The 17,148-nt window shown below is 41.2% G+C and carries 14 protein-coding genes and 1 riboswitch; of the genes, 3 read left to right on the forward strand and 11 right to left on the reverse strand.

What is annotated here, in order from left to right; all coding sequences use genetic code 11:
- Nucleotides 1–85: 85 nt before the first annotated feature.
- The 4 genes from glnG to glnA form a co-directional block, all read right to left on the reverse strand.
- A complete protein-coding gene (glnG, locus tag AC2IOM_RS05830; protein WP_486359382.1) occupies nt 86–1,480 on the reverse strand; it encodes a nitrogen regulation protein NR(I) in 1,395 nt (464 codons plus the stop codon).
- The gene (gene glnL, locus AC2IOM_RS05835) at nt 1,480–2,556 is read right to left on the reverse strand and encodes a nitrogen regulation protein NR(II) (RefSeq protein WP_486359383.1); all 1,077 of its coding nucleotides are present in this window, start codon (nt 2,554–2,556) and stop codon (nt 1,480–1,482) included. The genes glnG and glnL overlap by 1 nt, the downstream gene beginning before the upstream one ends.
- A gap of 100 nt (nt 2,557–2,656) precedes the next feature.
- The gene (locus tag AC2IOM_RS05840) at nt 2,657–3,187 is read right to left on the reverse strand and encodes a DUF4124 domain-containing protein (protein WP_486359384.1); all 531 of its coding nucleotides are present in this window, start codon (nt 3,185–3,187) and stop codon (nt 2,657–2,659) included.
- Between the two features lie 224 nt (nt 3,188–3,411).
- A complete protein-coding gene (glnA, locus tag AC2IOM_RS05845) occupies nt 3,412–4,818 on the reverse strand; it encodes a glutamate--ammonia ligase (protein ID WP_010561620.1) in 1,407 nt (468 codons plus the stop codon).
- A 461-nt stretch (nt 4,819–5,279) separates the two neighbouring features.
- Here glnA and typA point away from each other — a divergent pair, with 461 nt between their 5' ends.
- Nucleotides 5,280–7,106 (forward strand): translational GTPase TypA, encoded by a 1,827-nt coding sequence (gene typA, locus AC2IOM_RS05850; RefSeq protein WP_486359385.1) that lies wholly within the window; start codon nt 5,280–5,282, stop codon nt 7,104–7,106.
- Nucleotides 7,107–7,348: 242 nt separating this feature from the next.
- Here the strand turns inward: typA and AC2IOM_RS05855 are convergent, their stop codons facing one another.
- The 5 genes from AC2IOM_RS05855 to dapA form a co-directional block, all read right to left on the reverse strand.
- Nucleotides 7,349–8,353 (reverse strand): phospholipase A, encoded by a 1,005-nt coding sequence (locus AC2IOM_RS05855; RefSeq protein WP_486359386.1) that lies wholly within the window; start codon nt 8,351–8,353, stop codon nt 7,349–7,351.
- Nucleotides 8,354–8,461: 108 nt separating this feature from the next.
- Nucleotides 8,462–9,574 carry a succinylglutamate desuccinylase/aspartoacylase family protein gene (locus tag AC2IOM_RS05860; RefSeq protein WP_486359387.1) on the reverse strand — a complete coding sequence of 371 codons (1,113 nt, stop codon included), beginning with the start codon at nt 9,572–9,574 and terminating at the stop codon, nt 8,462–8,464.
- A 2-nt stretch (nt 9,575–9,576) separates the two neighbouring features.
- Nucleotides 9,577–10,782, reverse strand: coding sequence for a PLP-dependent decarboxylase (locus tag AC2IOM_RS05865; protein WP_486359388.1), 1,206 nt, complete (start codon nt 10,780–10,782; stop codon nt 9,577–9,579).
- Complete coding sequence (locus tag AC2IOM_RS05870) at nt 10,782–11,522, reverse strand: 2,3,4,5-tetrahydropyridine-2,6-dicarboxylate N-succinyltransferase (protein ID WP_010561625.1); 741 nt, start codon at nt 11,520–11,522, stop codon at nt 10,782–10,784. The genes AC2IOM_RS05865 and AC2IOM_RS05870 overlap by 1 nt, the downstream gene beginning before the upstream one ends.
- Before the next feature lie 12 nt (nt 11,523–11,534).
- Nucleotides 11,535–12,416 carry a 4-hydroxy-tetrahydrodipicolinate synthase gene (gene dapA, locus AC2IOM_RS05875; RefSeq protein ID WP_138629422.1) on the reverse strand — a complete coding sequence of 294 codons (882 nt, stop codon included), beginning with the start codon at nt 12,414–12,416 and terminating at the stop codon, nt 11,535–11,537.
- 125 nt (nt 12,417–12,541) lie between these two features.
- A riboswitch (Lysine riboswitch) is annotated at nt 12,542–12,736 on the reverse strand.
- A 175-nt stretch (nt 12,737–12,911) separates the two neighbouring features.
- Here dapA and AC2IOM_RS05880 point away from each other — a divergent pair.
- Nucleotides 12,912–13,850 carry a Solitary outer membrane autotransporter beta-barrel domain gene (locus AC2IOM_RS05880; protein WP_486359389.1) on the forward strand — a complete coding sequence of 313 codons (939 nt, stop codon included), beginning with the start codon at nt 12,912–12,914 and terminating at the stop codon, nt 13,848–13,850.
- A 186-nt stretch (nt 13,851–14,036) separates the two neighbouring features.
- Complete coding sequence (locus tag AC2IOM_RS05885; RefSeq protein WP_486359390.1) at nt 14,037–15,086, forward strand: energy transducer TonB; 1,050 nt, start codon at nt 14,037–14,039, stop codon at nt 15,084–15,086.
- A 50-nt stretch (nt 15,087–15,136) separates the two neighbouring features.
- On the opposite strand, the gene AC2IOM_RS05890 is transcribed toward AC2IOM_RS05885, so the two are convergent.
- Together AC2IOM_RS05890 and AC2IOM_RS05895 are read right to left on the reverse strand one after the other, a co-directional pair.
- Nucleotides 15,137–15,757, reverse strand: coding sequence for a DUF4097 family beta strand repeat-containing protein (locus AC2IOM_RS05890; protein WP_100914240.1), 621 nt, complete (start codon nt 15,755–15,757; stop codon nt 15,137–15,139).
- A 91-nt stretch (nt 15,758–15,848) separates the two neighbouring features.
- The gene (locus tag AC2IOM_RS05895) at nt 15,849–16,745 is read right to left on the reverse strand and encodes a TraB/GumN family protein (RefSeq protein WP_486359391.1); all 897 of its coding nucleotides are present in this window, start codon (nt 16,743–16,745) and stop codon (nt 15,849–15,851) included.
- Between the last annotated feature and the right edge of the window lie 403 nt (nt 16,746–17,148).

A 17,148-nucleotide genomic window follows, 5' to 3' on the forward strand; every position in this document is an offset into this window, starting at 1 on the left:
GTCTTGCCAGCGCAAAATGATTAAAAACAGGTGGTTACTTTAGATTTAAGTGCCTTTACTATTTTTTATCTAAACCTGAAGTTAGTTAATCGATATTTAGCTCTTTAAGTTTACGGGTTAGGGTATTACGCCCCCAACCAATTAAGTGCGCGGCGTCTTGTTTGTGACCATTGCTGTGTTTAAGCGCACTTTTAATAATTTGGCTTTCAATTTTGTTTTGTATATCAGGCCAAATATTGTGTTTGCCTTGTTTTAGCTCGTTTTCAAACCACAATTGAAATTGCTGTTGCCAGTTTGAATCATGACTATTGCCACTGTGGCTTATTTTTTCGGTAATTTCGCTTGGTAAATCTTCAACGCTAATAAGCTGACCTGGGGTCATCACCGTGAGCCAACGGCAGGTATTTTCGAGCTGGCGCACATTCCCCGGCCATGCAAATTCCATCATTTTATTGGCTGCTTCTTTAGACAGGATTTTGCTCTCGACTTTAAGCTCTTTTGCACTGCGACTTAAAAAGTAGTTGGCTAATTTTTCAATATCGACGCTGCGTTCGCGCAGTGGTGGCAGTTTTAAACGAACGACATTTAAGCGGTGGAATAAATCTTCGCGGAATTTGCCTTCACGGGCCAGTTTTTCTAGGTTTTGGTGAGTTGCGGCAATAATGCGTACATCTACTTTAATGCTTTGATGGCCACCGACACGATAAAACTCACCGTCGGCCAGTACGCGTAGTAAACGAGTTTGCACATCAAGCGGCATATCACCTATTTCATCTAAAAACAGTGTACCGCCATTAGCTTGTTCAAAGCGGCCTTTACGCACGCTATCGGCACCGGTAAATGCCCCTTTTTCATGGCCAAACAGTTCTGATTCAACTAAGTCTTTTGGAATTGCGGCCATATTGAGCGCAATAAAGGTTTTTTCGCGGCGTGGACTGTGATTATGTAGTGCACCTGCAACCAATTCTTTACCCGTACCGGATTCACCGTTGATAAGTACACTCATGCTTGAGGCGCTGAGTTTACCTATCGCGCGAAAGACTTCCTGCATGGCAGGCGCTTCGCCAATTATATCGGGGGCTTTTTTCTCGACTTTTTTCGGCTTTACCTTAACGCGTGTGTTGGCGCGACATGCGCTTTCAACAAGTGAAACTGCTTCGTTTAAATCAAATGGCTTTGCTAAATATTCAAATGCCCCTTTTTGAAAAGCCTGTACAGCAGAATCAAGATCGGAGTGGGCGGTCATAATAATCACTGGCAAGCCTGGATTTTGCTCAACAATATTTTCAAGCAACGACATGCCATCTTGGCCTGGCATGCGCACATCTGAAATCAGTACGGTTGGTTGATCGTATTCAAGCGCAGAGGCTGCCGCTTCAGCACTGGCGAATGATTCGGTATTAAAACCTGCACGCTTAAGTGCTTTTTCTAGTACAAAGCGAATCGAAGCGTCATCGTCAACTAACCAAACGGTTTTCATTATGGCTTCTCCATAGACAGGGGTAGATAAATATTAAATTCGGTGTGGCCTGGCCAACTATCACATTCAATATAGCCTTGATGTTGGTCAATAAGTGTTTGTGCAATGGCTAGCCCTAAACCTGAGCCGCCGTCTTTGTTGGTGACCATAGGAAAAAATAGGGTTTCTTTTAGCGCTTCATCAATGCCTGGGCCGTTGTCGATAACTTGAATGATGAGGGCATTTTTAAATGCTTTGTTATGCAAACGTACATGGTGTTTAACTCGGGTTTTTAACGTTATAGTACCAAGCTCTGCCAGTTTATTGAGCGCATGTTGCGCATTTTTAACGATGTTGAGCAGTACTTGCTGAATTTTACCGTTATCAATAAATACATCGGGAATGCTTGGATCGTAATCTTTAACGAGCTTTATTTTGTGCTGATTGTCTAACAAGCTTAGTTTTATCACTGACTCTAAGGTTTGGTGAATGTTTATCCACTCTTTGTTTGGTAGTTGGTTTGGCCCAAGTAGTCGGTCAACAAGCTCAGTGAGACGATCAGCTTGTTCGATAATTAAGTTGGCGCATTGTTCGCGTTCTTGTTGATCGCTTTCATATTGTAGTAATTGCGCTGCGCCACGAATTCCGCCTAGCGGATTTTTAATTTCATGGGCGAGGCCGCGGATTAAATTACGCGCTGCACTTTGTTGGTGCATTTGATGTGAGGCCTGATCATGCTTGAGCTCTTGGTTAAGTGAACGGCATTCAAGCAGCATTAAAAGCTGGTTATCTAATTCGATGCGACGCGCTGAAAGACTAATGGTTGCGTGCCGACCATCGTTAAATACCACATTAGCGCGATGTTGAACGCAGTCGTTACCACTGAGAAAGGTATTTTCTAGGATCTTATGCAGATCAATCGAGTGATAATGAAATAGTTGTTTAAAATTGGTTGTGACAATGCGTTTGGTACTGATGCCAAATAATTCGCTTGCGCTGGTATTTGCGTAGTGAAGTTTAAAGTCACCATCGACTAACAATACACAGCTTGTGAGATTTTCTAGTAGTTTAATGTAGCTGGATAAGTCTTTAAGCATCATTGCACCATTTTAGTGCGCTATTTTAATTAAAATCAATTTAAATTGATGTTTAATTAGAAAAAGCAAGAAGCGTTCCGCAATGAGCTTATTTAGAGAGTTATTTTGCGATACTGCTTGCGCGGTGCATAAAGAAGGTGGTTTGCTCGCTGGTGGCAACAGCATTACCTTTTTCATCAAATAGTTGCGCTTGAATTGTATGTGCGCCGCGGTCCACATTACGCATTACAAAAACCGATTTGGATTGCGGTGGGGTGTTGCGTTTGCCATTAAATAATAGCTGTACTTTATATTTGGGATTAAAGCTTGGTGTAATGCGAATAGAAACATGGAGAGAGCCAGTGTTATCACGAATCGTTTCTTCATGACTTGGCGATACAATCTCAACACCGTATTCTATTTTTTTATTGGGGTCATCCGGTTTATCAAAGATGGATGTATCCGCTTTTTTCATGCTGGTTGCTTTATCATCAGCTAAAGAGATCACTTTTGCACCCGGACGTTTCGTATCTGAGAATACTAAAACACCGTTTTCATCTCGCCACATATAAATTTCTTTCGCAGCGAGGTTTGTTACCGGCAGTAACATAATAAAAATTAAAAGTGATAGTAGCGCGCTTCTAAAAGCCACATCAGCTCCTTGCTTAGATATGTTGTTTTTATTTTAGTACTGAACGGAAAAATTCGCCTGTTTTACAGAAAAACTAGCTACAAAATACCCAGCGAAACAATATGATAAGGTTCAGATAGTATAAATGTATAATATATATATTCATTTTTCCACAAAAAAAGCCCGCAGAACGGGCTTAGGAACACACATTGAAACAATAAATTGATTCTGGAGGCGTGAAATTATTACACGCTGTAGTACATTTCAAACTCAACTGGGTGAGTTGTCATGTTTAATTTTTCTACTTCTTTCGACTTAAGTGCGATGTAAGCATCGATTAGGTCGTCAGTGAATACACCACCTTGAGTTAAGAACTCACGGTCAGCATCAAGTGCTGCAAGTGCTTCGTCTAATGAAGCTGCAACAGTTGGGATTTCAGCTGCTTCTTCAGCTGGCAGATCGTAAAGATCTTTATCCATTGCTTCACCTGGGTGGATCTTATTTTTAATACCGTCAAGGCCAGCCATTAACATTGCTGAGAATGCTAAGTATGGGTTAGCTGTCGGATCTGGGAAGCGAACTTCGATACGACGTGCTTTTGCAGATGGTACTACTGGAATACGAATTGATGCAGAACGGTTACGTGCAGAGTATGCAAGCATTACCGGAGCTTCAAAACCAGGTACTAGACGCTTGTATGAGTTAGTTGACGCGTTCGCAAATGCATTGATTGCGCGAGCGTGCTTGATAATACCACCGATGTAGTAAAGTGCTTCTTCAGAAAGACCGCCGTACTTGTCGCCTGCGAAGATGTTTTGACCATCTTTAGCAAGTGATTGGTGACAGTGCATACCTGAACCGTTATCACCAACGATTGGCTTAGGCATAAATGTAGCCGTTTTACCGTAAAGGTGAGCCATGTTGTGAATAACGTATTTCATTTCTTGAATTTCGTCCGCTTTGATTACCATTGTATTAAAGCGAGTTGCAATTTCGTTTTGACCAGCTGTTGCTACTTCATGGTGGTGAGCTTCAACAACTTGACCTAATTCTTCTAACACTAGACAAGTAGCTGAACGCCAGTCTTGTGATGAATCTACTGGTGCTACTGGGAAGTAACCGCCTTTAACACCTGGACGGTGACCTGAGTTGCCGCCTTCGTAGTCTTTGTCTGAGTTCCATGATGCTTCTTCAGCATCGATTTTGTACATAGAACCAGACATGTCAGTTTTGTACTTAACATCGTCAAATAGGAAGAATTCTGGCTCAGGACCGAAAAGTACAGTATCTGCGATACCAGTTGAACGCATGTATTCTTCTGCGCGTTTAGCAACAGAACGAGGGTCGCGCTCATAACCTTGTAGTGTTGAAGGCTCTACTACGTCACAACGTACGATTAGTGTTGCTTCTTCAGCAAAAGGGTCTAGTTTAGCTGAATCTGCATCTGGCATTAATACCATGTCTGATTCGTTAATGCCTTTCCAACCAGCAATTGAAGAACCATCGAACATTTTACCATCTTCAAAGAAATCTTCGTCAGCTTGGTGATGAGGAATAGAAACGTGCTGCTCTTTACCTTTTGTATCTGTGAAACGTAGGTCAACAAACTTAACGTCGTTTTCCTTGATAAATTGTAAAACCGTGTGTGACATATAGTCCTCCAACCGTGTGTTGTTTTTAATTGTGAAATCGCTGTCTATAAAGCGGCTTTTGTGCCAGTTTTATAAATCAATGAATATTAATGGTTTTTAATAAATTCAATTTACTTTGCACCATTTTGATGCACCAAAAAGATCCCTATTTGCACTGATATGGTGCGCGATAAAGTCTAGAAAATACGGCTAAAATCACAAGGCCAAAATCGTTTTTTTAAAATAAACCTGCAATGTGACAAAAATATCGCAAAAATCAGCTATTTTTATTCTGTCTAAACTTTCATCTGTCACAGTAATAGGGGATAATATGCCACTTTTTTGCAGGCGCAGACCCTTTTGAGGTCATCATTAAGATGACATAAAAGGTGTTTAGCTTAGATTTTTAGCGGGCTTTGATGGGTATTGTGCCTATTAGATAATCCGTAGCTTCTATCCAGAGCACTAACTTGAGTAAAAATATGAGTATCGAAAAATTACGTAATATTGCGATTATCGCGCACGTTGACCACGGTAAAACAACACTAGTTGATAAGCTACTTGAGCAATCAGGTACATTAGAAACACGTGGCGGTAATGAAGAACGTGTAATGGATTCAAATGATATCGAGAAAGAGCGCGGTATTACAATCCTAGCTAAAAATACAGCAATCGAATGGAATGACTACCACATTAATATCGTAGACACTCCGGGACACGCTGACTTCGGTGGTGAAGTAGAGCGTGTTCTTTCAATGGTTGATTCAGTATTACTACTTGTTGATGCACAAGAAGGTCCAATGCCACAAACGCGTTTTGTAACGCAAAAAGCATTCGCATTAGGTCTTAAGCCTATCGTTGTTATCAACAAAATTGACAAGCCAGGCGCGCGTCCTGATTGGGTTATGGACCAAGTATTCGATCTTTTCGATAACTTAGGTGCAACTGATGACCAGTTAGACTTCCAAGTTATTTACGCGTCAGCAATCAATGGTTGGGCAACGTTAGATCTAGACGAACCGTCAGACAACATGCAACCTATGTTTGAAGCAATTGTTGATCAAGTAGAAAAGCCAGATGCCGATCCTGAAGGCGCATTCCAAATGCAAATTTCACAGCTTGACTACAACTCATACATCGGTGTTATCGGTGTAGGTCGTATTAAGCGTGGTACGGTTAAAGTTAACCAGCAAGTAACAATTGTTGGTGCTGATGGTTCTAAGCGTAACGGTAAAGTTGGTCAGGTACTTACTTATTTAGGTCTTGATCGTCACGAAGCTGAACAAGCGCAAGCTGGCGACATCATTGCAATTACAGGTTTGGGTGAGCTTAAAATCTCAGACACAGTATGTGATGTAAACCAAGTTGAAGCACTTCCTGCACTTTCTGTTGATGAACCAACAGTAACCATGACGTTCTCTGTAAATACTTCACCGTTCTCAGGTCAAGAAGGTAAGTTCGTTACTTCACGTAACATTCTTGAGCGTTTACAAGCTGAATTAGTTCACAACGTTGCACTACGTGTTGAAGAAACAGATAACCCAGATAGCTTCCGCGTATCAGGTCGTGGTGAACTTCACCTAGGTATCTTAATCGAGAACATGCGTCGTGAAGGTTACGAGCTTGCAGTATCTCGTCCAGAAGTAATCCTTCGCGAAGTAGATGGTCAATTAGAAGAACCATACGAAACAGTAACCGTTGACGTTGAAGAAGAGCACCAAGGTTCTATCATGGAACAACTTGGTCTGCGTAAAGCTGAAATGACTGATATGGCACCAGATGGTAAAGGCCGTATCCGTATGGACTTTATGATGCCTTCACGTGGTCTAATCGGTTTCCAAACTGACTTTATGACACTAACGTCTGGTTCAGGTTTAATGTACCACACGTTCGATCACTACGGTCCTCATAAAGGCGGTAACATTGGTCAGCGTAAGAACGGTGTACTTATTGCTAACGCAACAGGTAAAGCGCTTACTAACGCACTATTCAACCTACAAGACCGCGGTAAACTATTCATCGGTCACGGTGTGGAAGTATACGAAGGTATGATCATTGGTATTCACGCGCGTGATAACGACCTTACAGTTAACGCGCTTAAAGGTAAGCAACTTACTAACGTTCGTGCATCAGGTACTGATGAAGCGCAAAACCTTGTGCCACCAATCATTATGTCGCTTGAGCAAGCGCTTGAGTTTATCGATGATGATGAGCTAGTAGAAGTAACGCCTGAAAGCATTCGTATTCGTAAGAAACTTCTTACTGAAAGCGAGCGTAAGCGTGCTAGCCGCGAAGCGAAAAAAGCGTAATAGCGATTTCGTTTTGTAATAAAAAAACCAGCCTAGGCTGGTTTTTTTTATGTTTGAAATTTAACGAAATGCTCTGATACCAATTCACTTAAATAGCAGCTCATCCTAGCGGACTAAATATCATGCTAACTGCGTTAGAATTTATCAATGTAGAACAACTACATAAGAAAAATTCTGCCTTGTTAGCATTTCATTTATCCAGCGCTATCCCTGATCACATACTTAACAGAATTGGTATGAAATTATAAAAAGTCAGTTAATAAAATACCTACACCAAAGCGTTCAATGTGTTGGTTGTAATCAATTAAACTTTCGCCATAACCATTGTAATATTGTGCGTAACCTCGTAAACGACCCCACGCAGGGAATGACCAATCAAGCTGTACTGCACCTTTGTTATCTGACTTTAAGTTGTTGCGTAACATTACGGTAAATTCATGTTCTTCGTAGCGATAAATCGTTGCAAATTCAAAGTGTCCCATGTAGTCATCAATATCTGGGTTGTCATCACCAGTTGGGTCATCTTCGTTGCGTCTTTCTTCTTCAGGGATGCGGTACCAAGGCCTAAAGCTAAACACAAAGCCATCTTGCTCCCAAAACAGGTTCGCATAAATTCGATTCCATGAACGTGAAAGTGGAATATTTCGGCCATTTGATTGGTGTTCAAAACCAAGCACTATGCCCATTTCGTCACCCCATAAACGATTTTCATCGTCCAGTAAATTCATCCAAAATACTTCAGGTTGATAGTTGGTTTCTCGAAATGGCGATGAAATATCATTATTGTAGAGTTGCCAATACGACTGCATGGTAAAACCAAAATAAAATGCTTGGTCGATATCAGACTTAACTTGGTATAGCGGCACTTTTAACGACAGCTGAAACTTAGCTTCTAACTCATCTAAAGGCGCACCTTTTAAGTTAGGATCGCTTTCTGCAGGCGTGTTTTTGGGGCGATCCATGTAAGTCACAGGTAGAATATAGTTGCGATTATGTGGCGTAATTACATTGGGGTTGTTGGTGGTAACTTTTTCTCGGATAACGCGTTTATCAATTGCCGACATGTCATCCATATCTGTTATTTTCAAACACTTTTTCTTAATTTCAGCAAGTGTTTGCGAATCATCGCCTGCAGCAAGTTCGTTAAGAATGCATTGCTTGGCGAGTTCTTTTTCAGAAGGGTCGTCGTTTGCAAATGCAAGCGAGCTGGCCAGTGAGAGTATTAAGCTAGAAGCTAAAAGGCGCATTAATTATATCCCTAAAATGAGTGAGCTTTTATTATAACCATTTTAGAAACATAAAAAAGGCGGCATATTTGCCGCCTTGTGCCCCAAAGGGGACTTCTCACGCAACTGTTACAATTCAAAGTAGTTTGTAAAAAATTTATAAAGCTCAGTGCCTTGATTTACGCTGGCTGACGCAAAGTGCAAAATTGCTATGCCGTCTTGCTCTAGGGTAATTTCATTTAGTGGCTGTTCAGATAAATAGCGTTCCATACGTAAAATTTTGGCAATGGTATCGCCTGCTTTTACGTGGCTACCGAGCGCTGCTGTGTATTCAACCATGCCACCCATTGGCGCGTAATACGCAAGATAATCATCTAAATAACAGGCGTAGCGGGTAATGGCTTGTGGCTGGTAATGAGAATCTTGCAATGCTTCTTTATACGTTAAATAGCTTAGTATGCTGTTTGCATCGTTAGCGGCTTCTGTCAGGTCAATCTTTTCTTGTGAGCCTAGCTCAACGGTAAAGGCTTCCACTAAAACGGGAATGTCGCGACCTGCTTTTTTATAGGCTTGGCTTAGTTGCCACCATGGACAAAAATTCGCTTCGTCCATTGCGCCATCAAATTCATTTGGAATAAGTAACACATGCTCAATATCAAAATAACGGGCACTGTCTTTGGCATATTCTGGGCAATATAAGTGCTTAGCTGAGATAGGCCCTGTGTGTAGGTCGAGCACAATGTCTGCCTGATGCGCTAATTTTTGTAAGTTTAAAGCAATTCGCTTACCCGTATTGAGTGCGTAACTTGGCCCTTCTAAAATTTCGGCAGTTGCATTTATTAGGCGCGATTTAAACGCACTTTTAATTGTTGCGATATCAGCATCCTGATATTCCGCAACAAAGCCATCGACCAAAGCCGAGTGGTTTTGATATATACGGTTCCAGTTGGTACCCGTAATTGGGTCAAATCGTCCTAGGGTAAACTCTCCAGATTTTTGGTTGCAACCAATAGGGTTTGCATAAGGCACTAAGGTAATGTTTGATGCCAACGTCTCGCGCTTCAGTTTTTCAAGTAACTGATATATCACCGCGTTCCCTTGTACTTCTGCACCATGCATATTGGCTTGAATATACACATTTGGTCCTGTGCCGTTTCCTTTGAGGCGATAAACCGGAATAGTCAGCGGTAAGCCGTTGGCAATTTCACCAACTTGAATGTTTTCTTGGGTGATTAGGTTCATAGTTACCTCAAGTAATAATCAGCGCTTTCGCTTTGTCTGACACATGTTACGACGCCGTTTTTTACGATAAATTCTGCGGGTAATTCATGGCATAAAAAGTACGGCATACTTTCAGTAAAGCCATACGCGCCACATTGGGCAAAAATAAGCCAGTCAGTGTCGTTAATATCGTTGGCTAATTCAAATTGGCCTAAGCTATCTAGTGCTGTACAAAGCGGTCCGTGCACTAAATAGGGTTTAGTTTTGCTGTCTGTTTCACGCAATAACTCAGCAGGGAATGCCTGGTTGGTAACGGCAGGGCGTAAAATGTGGTTAATACCGCCAGCAACAATAAGTTGATTAGCACCGTAGTTTTGCTTTTGTTCAACGACAGGATTGGCATAAAAACCCACTTCGCCAACCGCATAGCGGCCGAGTTCCATCCAAAGCTCTTCGCAGCCTACCGCGTGCTTTATTGTTGCCAGTGCATCTACTAATTCTTGCCAGACAAGCTCAGTGCTTGATGCGCAATAAGGAATACCTAGGCCGCCGCCTAAATCTAAAATACGTAGGTCAAATCCGAGTTGCTTACTTAAACTTTGTAAAGGTGCAATCATGGCACGCCAAAGCTCAGCTAGCTTCTCTGTGCTGAGCATATTGCCCCACTGAAAAATATGTAAACCAGCAAAGTCGAGCGCTGGGTAATCGGCAATACTCAATGTGGCCCAGTCGTCACAGCCAAGGCCAAACGGTGTTAAGCTATCGCCACCAAGTGGGTTTTTTTCACTGTCTGGCCAGCGCAATTGCACTCGCAATAAAATGCGCAGGGTTAGGTTATGTTCACTCGCAGCTTGGTTTAACCAAACCACTTGGTTGTGACTTTCAGCGACAAAGGTGCGAACACCTTTATCGAGAAAATGCTGAATCTGCTTTTTCGATTTTGCAGGTCCAGTGTTGAGCACACGTTTTGCGTCTATGCCTTGGGCTAAAACTTGGTTTAGTTCACCGCTGCTTGCTACATCAAAGTCAAAGCCACATTTATCTAACGTTTGGATGATCGCTGAAAGCGGGTTTGCTTTTACTGCGTACCACAGTTTCACCACATTTTGTGATGTAAGCTGCGTTAAATGTGCTTCTAGCTTATCTAAATCGTATAGATAAAATGGCAGATCTGTTTGTTGGCAAAGCTCTGCAAGTAATTGACGTTGTGGTGTGCTCAAAAAGCTCATTAACGTAAAGCCTCTTCCAGTTCTAATGATGCATCGCTTTGTTCATCACGATATTTAACGATAAGCGCACATGACATGCTTAAGCCTTGCTCGCGGCCCCATTCACTTGATGAAGGGCGTGAACCTGGAATAACAATCGCATTTTCTGGAATTGGTTCACCTTTTTCTAAAACGCGCTCATTTACACAGTCATAAACAGGAATAGTCGCAGAAAGACGCACGCCTGGTGCTAGTACCGCACCTTTTTTAACTACAACGCCTTCAACGATGACACAACCTGCGCCGATAAATGCATCATCTTCAATTACTACAGGGCTTGCGCCAACAGGCTCTAATACACCGCCAATTTGCACTGCAGCACTTAAATGTACGTTTTTACCAATTTGAGCGCATGAGCCTACTAATGCATGGCTATCAACCATAGTGCCGGTATCGATGTAAGCGCCAATATTCACATAGGCTGGTGGCATAATCACTGTGCCGCTTGCAACATAGGCACCTGGGCGAACACTCGTACCACCTGGCACCATGCGTACACCTTCTTGTGCAGAAAAGCCGCGTACAGCAAGGTTATCTTTATCTACAAAACCACCTGGAAACTCAGTGTTAGTACCATTTTTGAAAACATCTAAAATGCCTTTTTTAACTTCAACGTTCGCGTGCCAGTTACCATTTTCATCTTGGTTTGCTGCGCGTAAGGTGCCGTTTTCTAGGTTTTTTAATAGTTCTTGCCAGTTCATAGTACTTCTCTCTTAATTCCAAGATAAAATTGTTTGATTAGCAGCGAGAATTGCTGCAGGTGATTCCAGCTCATGATGGGTAAGCGGTGGACGTAAATTAGGGGTGTTGAGCTTGCCTTGTTGGTGCATTAGCACTTTTACCGGCACAGGGTTAGCTACTTCAAATAAGCTATTTACCGCGTCGCTCCAAGTAGTAAACAGGTTTGGTGTGCCTAAAAGCGATCTGCGAACAAACTCTGCGGTTTGTTTAGGCCATGCGTTAGCAGCAACCGATACTAAACCTTTTGCGCCAGCTTGGGCAAAATATGGCATTAAGGCATCATCGCCACTGTAAATAGCCACATTAGGATTACTACTCCTAAATACTTCAAATTTACTAATGTCACCACTGGCTTCTTTTAAAGCCCATAAGTTGGTGTGATGACTTAATGCGGATAACAGTTCAGGAGCAAGTGCTACGGCGCTGCGTCCTGGCACGTTATACAACATGCAAGGAAGTTCTGTGGCACTGAGTAATGTATCAAACCACTGAATTTGGCCTTTAATGCCGGGTTTAGCGTAAAGTGGTGAGCCTAGTAATAGTGCGTCAATCGGTTGTTGGTTACAGAACTCTAACCATTCAAGTTGTTGCGGTAAGTTAACCCCGCCTACAGCAACCATCAAAGGTACAGTCGGCGATAAGTCACAGACAAAACGCACGATTTGCTGCTGCTCTGCGATGGTTAAGGCTAAACCTTCACCTGTGCTGCCGAGTAATAAAATGCCATTGTTGGCATCTTGTTGATCTGCTACTAATTGCGCAAGATTGTCATAGTCAACTTCACCCGTCTCAGTGAAGGGGGTGACTAATGCAGTCCACAGCGGGTACTGCGTCAAATTAAATTGTGATTTCATCTCTAGCGAACTTAATATGTGTTCGAAGAAGGGATAAGAGAAAGGCTTAGTCCAGCTTCGAACAACTAAAAATTCGAAGAGCAATGGACTTAAAAAATAGATAAGGCGAATGGCCTTATTTTTCTAAGACCAGAAGCTCTCCACCAAACATATTTACTTAATACAAGTAATTGGTGACAGTCGCCGGGATTCAGCCCAAGCGCCCGAGATAAGTTATCAGCAAAAAAGCTTATCTCTCGGCGTTAATTCCCCTCATTCAGTGTCTTTGGAGTTTGCTCCCCTCAACTGAACTACCTGAATAACGCACCTCTTCCAGCCCTAAGCTAGCCGCTATTTTAAATAGCCACTAACGTAAAATAGGGTGATTGAGCGGCAATTGAAACATTTTGGACGTCTAAATGTCAATAAAATTTATTTTAGAGCACTGCAATCGCATGATGTTTAATGATATAACTAGCGGCTATTGCCGTTGAAGTTAAGTAAAAATCGTTAGTTGTGAGAAAGTTAGTATTTTTGTTGTGCGTTTTTATAACCTTGCCATGCGATGCATCGGTGAAAAAAGCCTATGAGGAATCGTTTGCGTCCTCGGTAGTATTAAGTGACTCTGACGTAGTGCGCTTTGGCTTTGGTAACTTTGACCCGGTTAATATTTTAGAGCAACTCGGTGATGATGCGGGCGATAAAAGTGTTGATTTAAGAACTCAGCTACAAGTATTTGCACTGCCTTATACCTACACGTTAGACGAAGATTCACGCATAAACACGCACTTTTCTTATATTTCACAATCGCAAGAAATATTGCTGGATGATGTGACCATTCCCGACGATAGCCATGATCAAATCTTCACCGCTTATGCCGATTATGAAACAGCGCTGTATCGTTACGATAATTGGTTGTTAGAAGGCTCAATTGGTGCGCATGTGATGCATTACGACAATATTCATGACTACAACAGCCCTGAAAGCCGCGCCGCTAAAGCAGAAGTGGAAGGTATTTATTTTAATACAACTGCAAACTCAGTTTTAACCGATATGGGGTTAACTCTCAGTCGCAGAAAAGCCAGTCGTTGGGGGCATTGGTTAGTTAAGTCGACCTATAACCACTTCTTTGGTAAAGGGTTTGGTGGTGATGATGCAACACGTGACTCAACCCCATCAGGTTGGTATTTTGCGAATAGCGTTAGGGCAACCATTAAGCTCGACCAAAAATTAAAACATACAGAGTCAATCTATCTTAAATTTCAGCGTGTTGATTTGGGTGGAGACGCACGTAGCGCCTTTAGCACAGGCCATTATTATGAGTACGGTGGCGGCTTATTAATTGACACTCGGCCGTGGACATCTTGGCTTGATAATATCGGCATTGGCTTGCATTACAACGAGGGTAGTGTACTTAGTGGCGGCAGTATTGTAATCTACTTCAATGAAGAGTAACTCCAACTCACTGTAATTGTTATTATTTTAGTGCGCTAAAAGCAATGCTAACTAAGCCTAAATTATCGATGTGACAAAGCACTATCAGATAAATTCCGCCTTATTAGTATGTCATTTTCTCAGCGCAATATTTGAACATAGACGTAAAGAGTTGGTAAACGCCACGAATATAAAAGGACTTAGATAATGATTCTATTACCGCTTATAACGCTGTCTGCAAGTGCCTTGAGTGCAGCTGATACATCTGATTTAGCAAACAAAACCGAACAGCTTCACTTAAATACCATTGTCAATGCTGAGGCAATTGAGCGTGTGCCGCCTAAATATCCAATTAATGCTGCGCGTAACGGTAAAGAAGGTTGGGTGCAACTAAGTTTTGTAGTCGAACCAGATGGTTCAACATCTAATATTATTGTTGAAGATTCCTCTAATGAGGCATTTGAAAAGTATGCACTGCGCTCAATCAAAAAGTGGAAATACTCACCAGCCACTAAAGATGGTAAGCCAATTCAGCAATGTCGAAACCAAGTACAGTTGAATTTTAAATTAAGCGACACCCCTAAAGGTGCGTCAAAGTGGTTCTTTAGGCAATATCGCTCGGCAATGGTTTTTTTAGAGGAAAATAAAGTCACTGAGGCCGAAGAAATAGCCAAGAAGATCGAAGAAAAAGGTCGTTGGAATGCGTATGAAGATATGTATTATTCAATTCTTACCTCGCTTATAGCTGAAAAAAATACCAATCCAAAGGCCGAGCTAGCGGCAATTCAAAAAGTGTTGTCTTATAACGACTTACAAGAGGAAGCACAATACAGTTCGCTTGCTGCACGTGCATTTAGTTTAGCGGTAGAACTTCAGGAATATGGTGATGCGCGTTCGATTTTTGCAACACTTAAAAGGCATTACCCAGAAAATGAAAGATTAGCGATGCTTTCGCCTTACTACAATCAAGTAACGGCGTATTTAAAAAGTGATAAACCAATTATTATTAATGCACAAATAAGTAAACGTGACTTTTGGAGCTACCAGCTCGAACGCAGTGCTTTTATCATTGATAATGTGGTTGGTAATTTAACCAATCTTGAAGTGCGTTGTGATAATCATCATTCACAATTTTTGGTCGAGTCAGGCAATAAATGGCAAATTCCTGAATCTTGGGGAAGCTGTTCTGTGTATGTGTTTGGCGATACCAATGCCAAGTTTACATTGGCCGATGTTCACGGCGAACAAAAAATCTAAATAATAAAAAAGGCGCTTAACGCGCCTTTTTTAGTTACTTGCTGCGTATTTTATTTACGCACTTTGATATCACCTACACCTACTTCGGCTTCAATGCTGTGCTCACCTGCGCCAGAGTAACGTGTTTCAGAGCTAACAATATTACGTGTGCTTTCTAAGTCGCCACTAAAGCCTTTAATGCTAGTATCGCCAACGCCTGTTGATAGTTCGATGCGCTTAAAGTCATCAAGTACTGTATCGACACGAATTGAACCAACACCTACTTCTGCTTCAAGTGAGTTTTCAAGTTTTTCTACATCAATGCTGCCAACGCCAATTTCAATGTCGATCGCTGCATGCTTTGGCACTTTTACAACCCATTCTTGACTTAAGTTTTCTTCGTCAATTTCCAATGAAATACGGTTATCACGAACGCGTTTACTTAGTTCTACATTTGATACATCACGATTTTTTGAAAACCAGCCTTCGTCTTTGCCCTCAATTTCAATTTCAATGCTAAGCTCGTTGCTATCTACTGTGATAATTTCGATGCTGCCCACAGGGAAATCAATTTCAAGGTTTTGACCTTGGTTTAATGTAAGAGTTTCAGTAATACGTTTTTCATCGCCAGCATAAAGATTGGTTGAGATACTTGCGGCGATTAATGTCATTGCTAACGCTAATTTTTTCATGATGATTATTCCTTTTGATGACTGCGCTTAATCAGTTTTAACTGTTTGTTATTTAGTTAGACGCAGGCATCAATTAAAAAGGTTTAAAAAATTATTTATTTTTTTTCGAAAGTTTAAATCCTTCCTTTTCAAGAAGCTTTAATAAACCTTGTGGGCCGTATAAATGAAGTGCGCCAACAGCAATAAAATGTGGTTGTTTGGTTAGGGGAGCCTTTAACTGATCTACCCAGTTGTTATTGCGATCAGTAAGCAGTACTTTTTCAGTTAACGCGCTGTAGCTGTCACCCGTAAAGGTTTCGCGGTAGTAGTTTTCAAGTGCGCTATCGTTGCCTCGCTTCCAGTTACCAATCAGACGATTAAAGTACTTATCCATATCAGCCAGTTCTTTTAAACCGTCTTCAATCATTTTGTTGTTATGTTTGCTAAATCCTTTAAACATGCCCATTTGTTGCTCTAGCGTTTCAAGTTGCATAATCGGAATTTGCAAACGTTGCGCGACATTCATTACTTGCTTGTCGATACCAAAGGAATCTTGATAACCTGCTTTTTGGTATTCCATTAGGGTGATCTGTAGCATTACAGCAAAGGGCTGCATTTGCTGAAAAAGCTCCATACCAAGGCCTAACTTCGCCATATAACTGCTTAGCGCTTTGTAATTTTTAGCGGATAATTCTGACTGTAACGTCTTACCTGCAGGGAGCAGCATATAGTTCATCATTACTTGCTGCTGTTCTATTGGGTTCACCTTAGATAGATCAACCTCAACAACCAGTTTATCGGTTTTTTCAATCGCGCTTTTTACGTAGCTTGGTAAGCCCGCCATTTGCTGATCACCCAAGTGAACAGTGCCTAGTAAATAGGATGTCACGCCATTTTTTTCAATTTTCCAAAGACTTGGGTTGATATTGCTGTTTGCAAATACTGGTTGAGCTAAACCAAGTAATAGAATGGGTAGTAGCAGTATTCGCGTAATTAAGAAAAGTCGCATTGCAGATCCTTGCGTTAATAATTAATTTTGCGTATCAGTGTACTTGATAGTGCAATATTAGTCTTTGCCTAATTATTAACAAAAAAGTTATAAGACTTTTAAAAATAAAGCGATATTCAAATAAGCTTTAGTCTTAGCATACATAATCTTTAAAATTGTATAAAATGGATTTTTTATTCTTTTTATGTGTTTTTTTATGCTTATCTTGGTTTTAAGTTAATTCTATTGATTTAAAAATGCATAGATTTCTTGATTGACTTTTTTGCTCATAAACGATACTAATAAAAAAGAAGCCAAGCAGACGAACGCTTGGCTATTTTTGTAAAGAATTTATGGTTGCTTAAACACATGTTTAAAACAGTAAACGTACTAGTCCTAATTATTAACGTGGTGATTATTATTA

It is taken from the genome of Pseudoalteromonas sp. NS-SX12, from assembly GCF_057367955.1.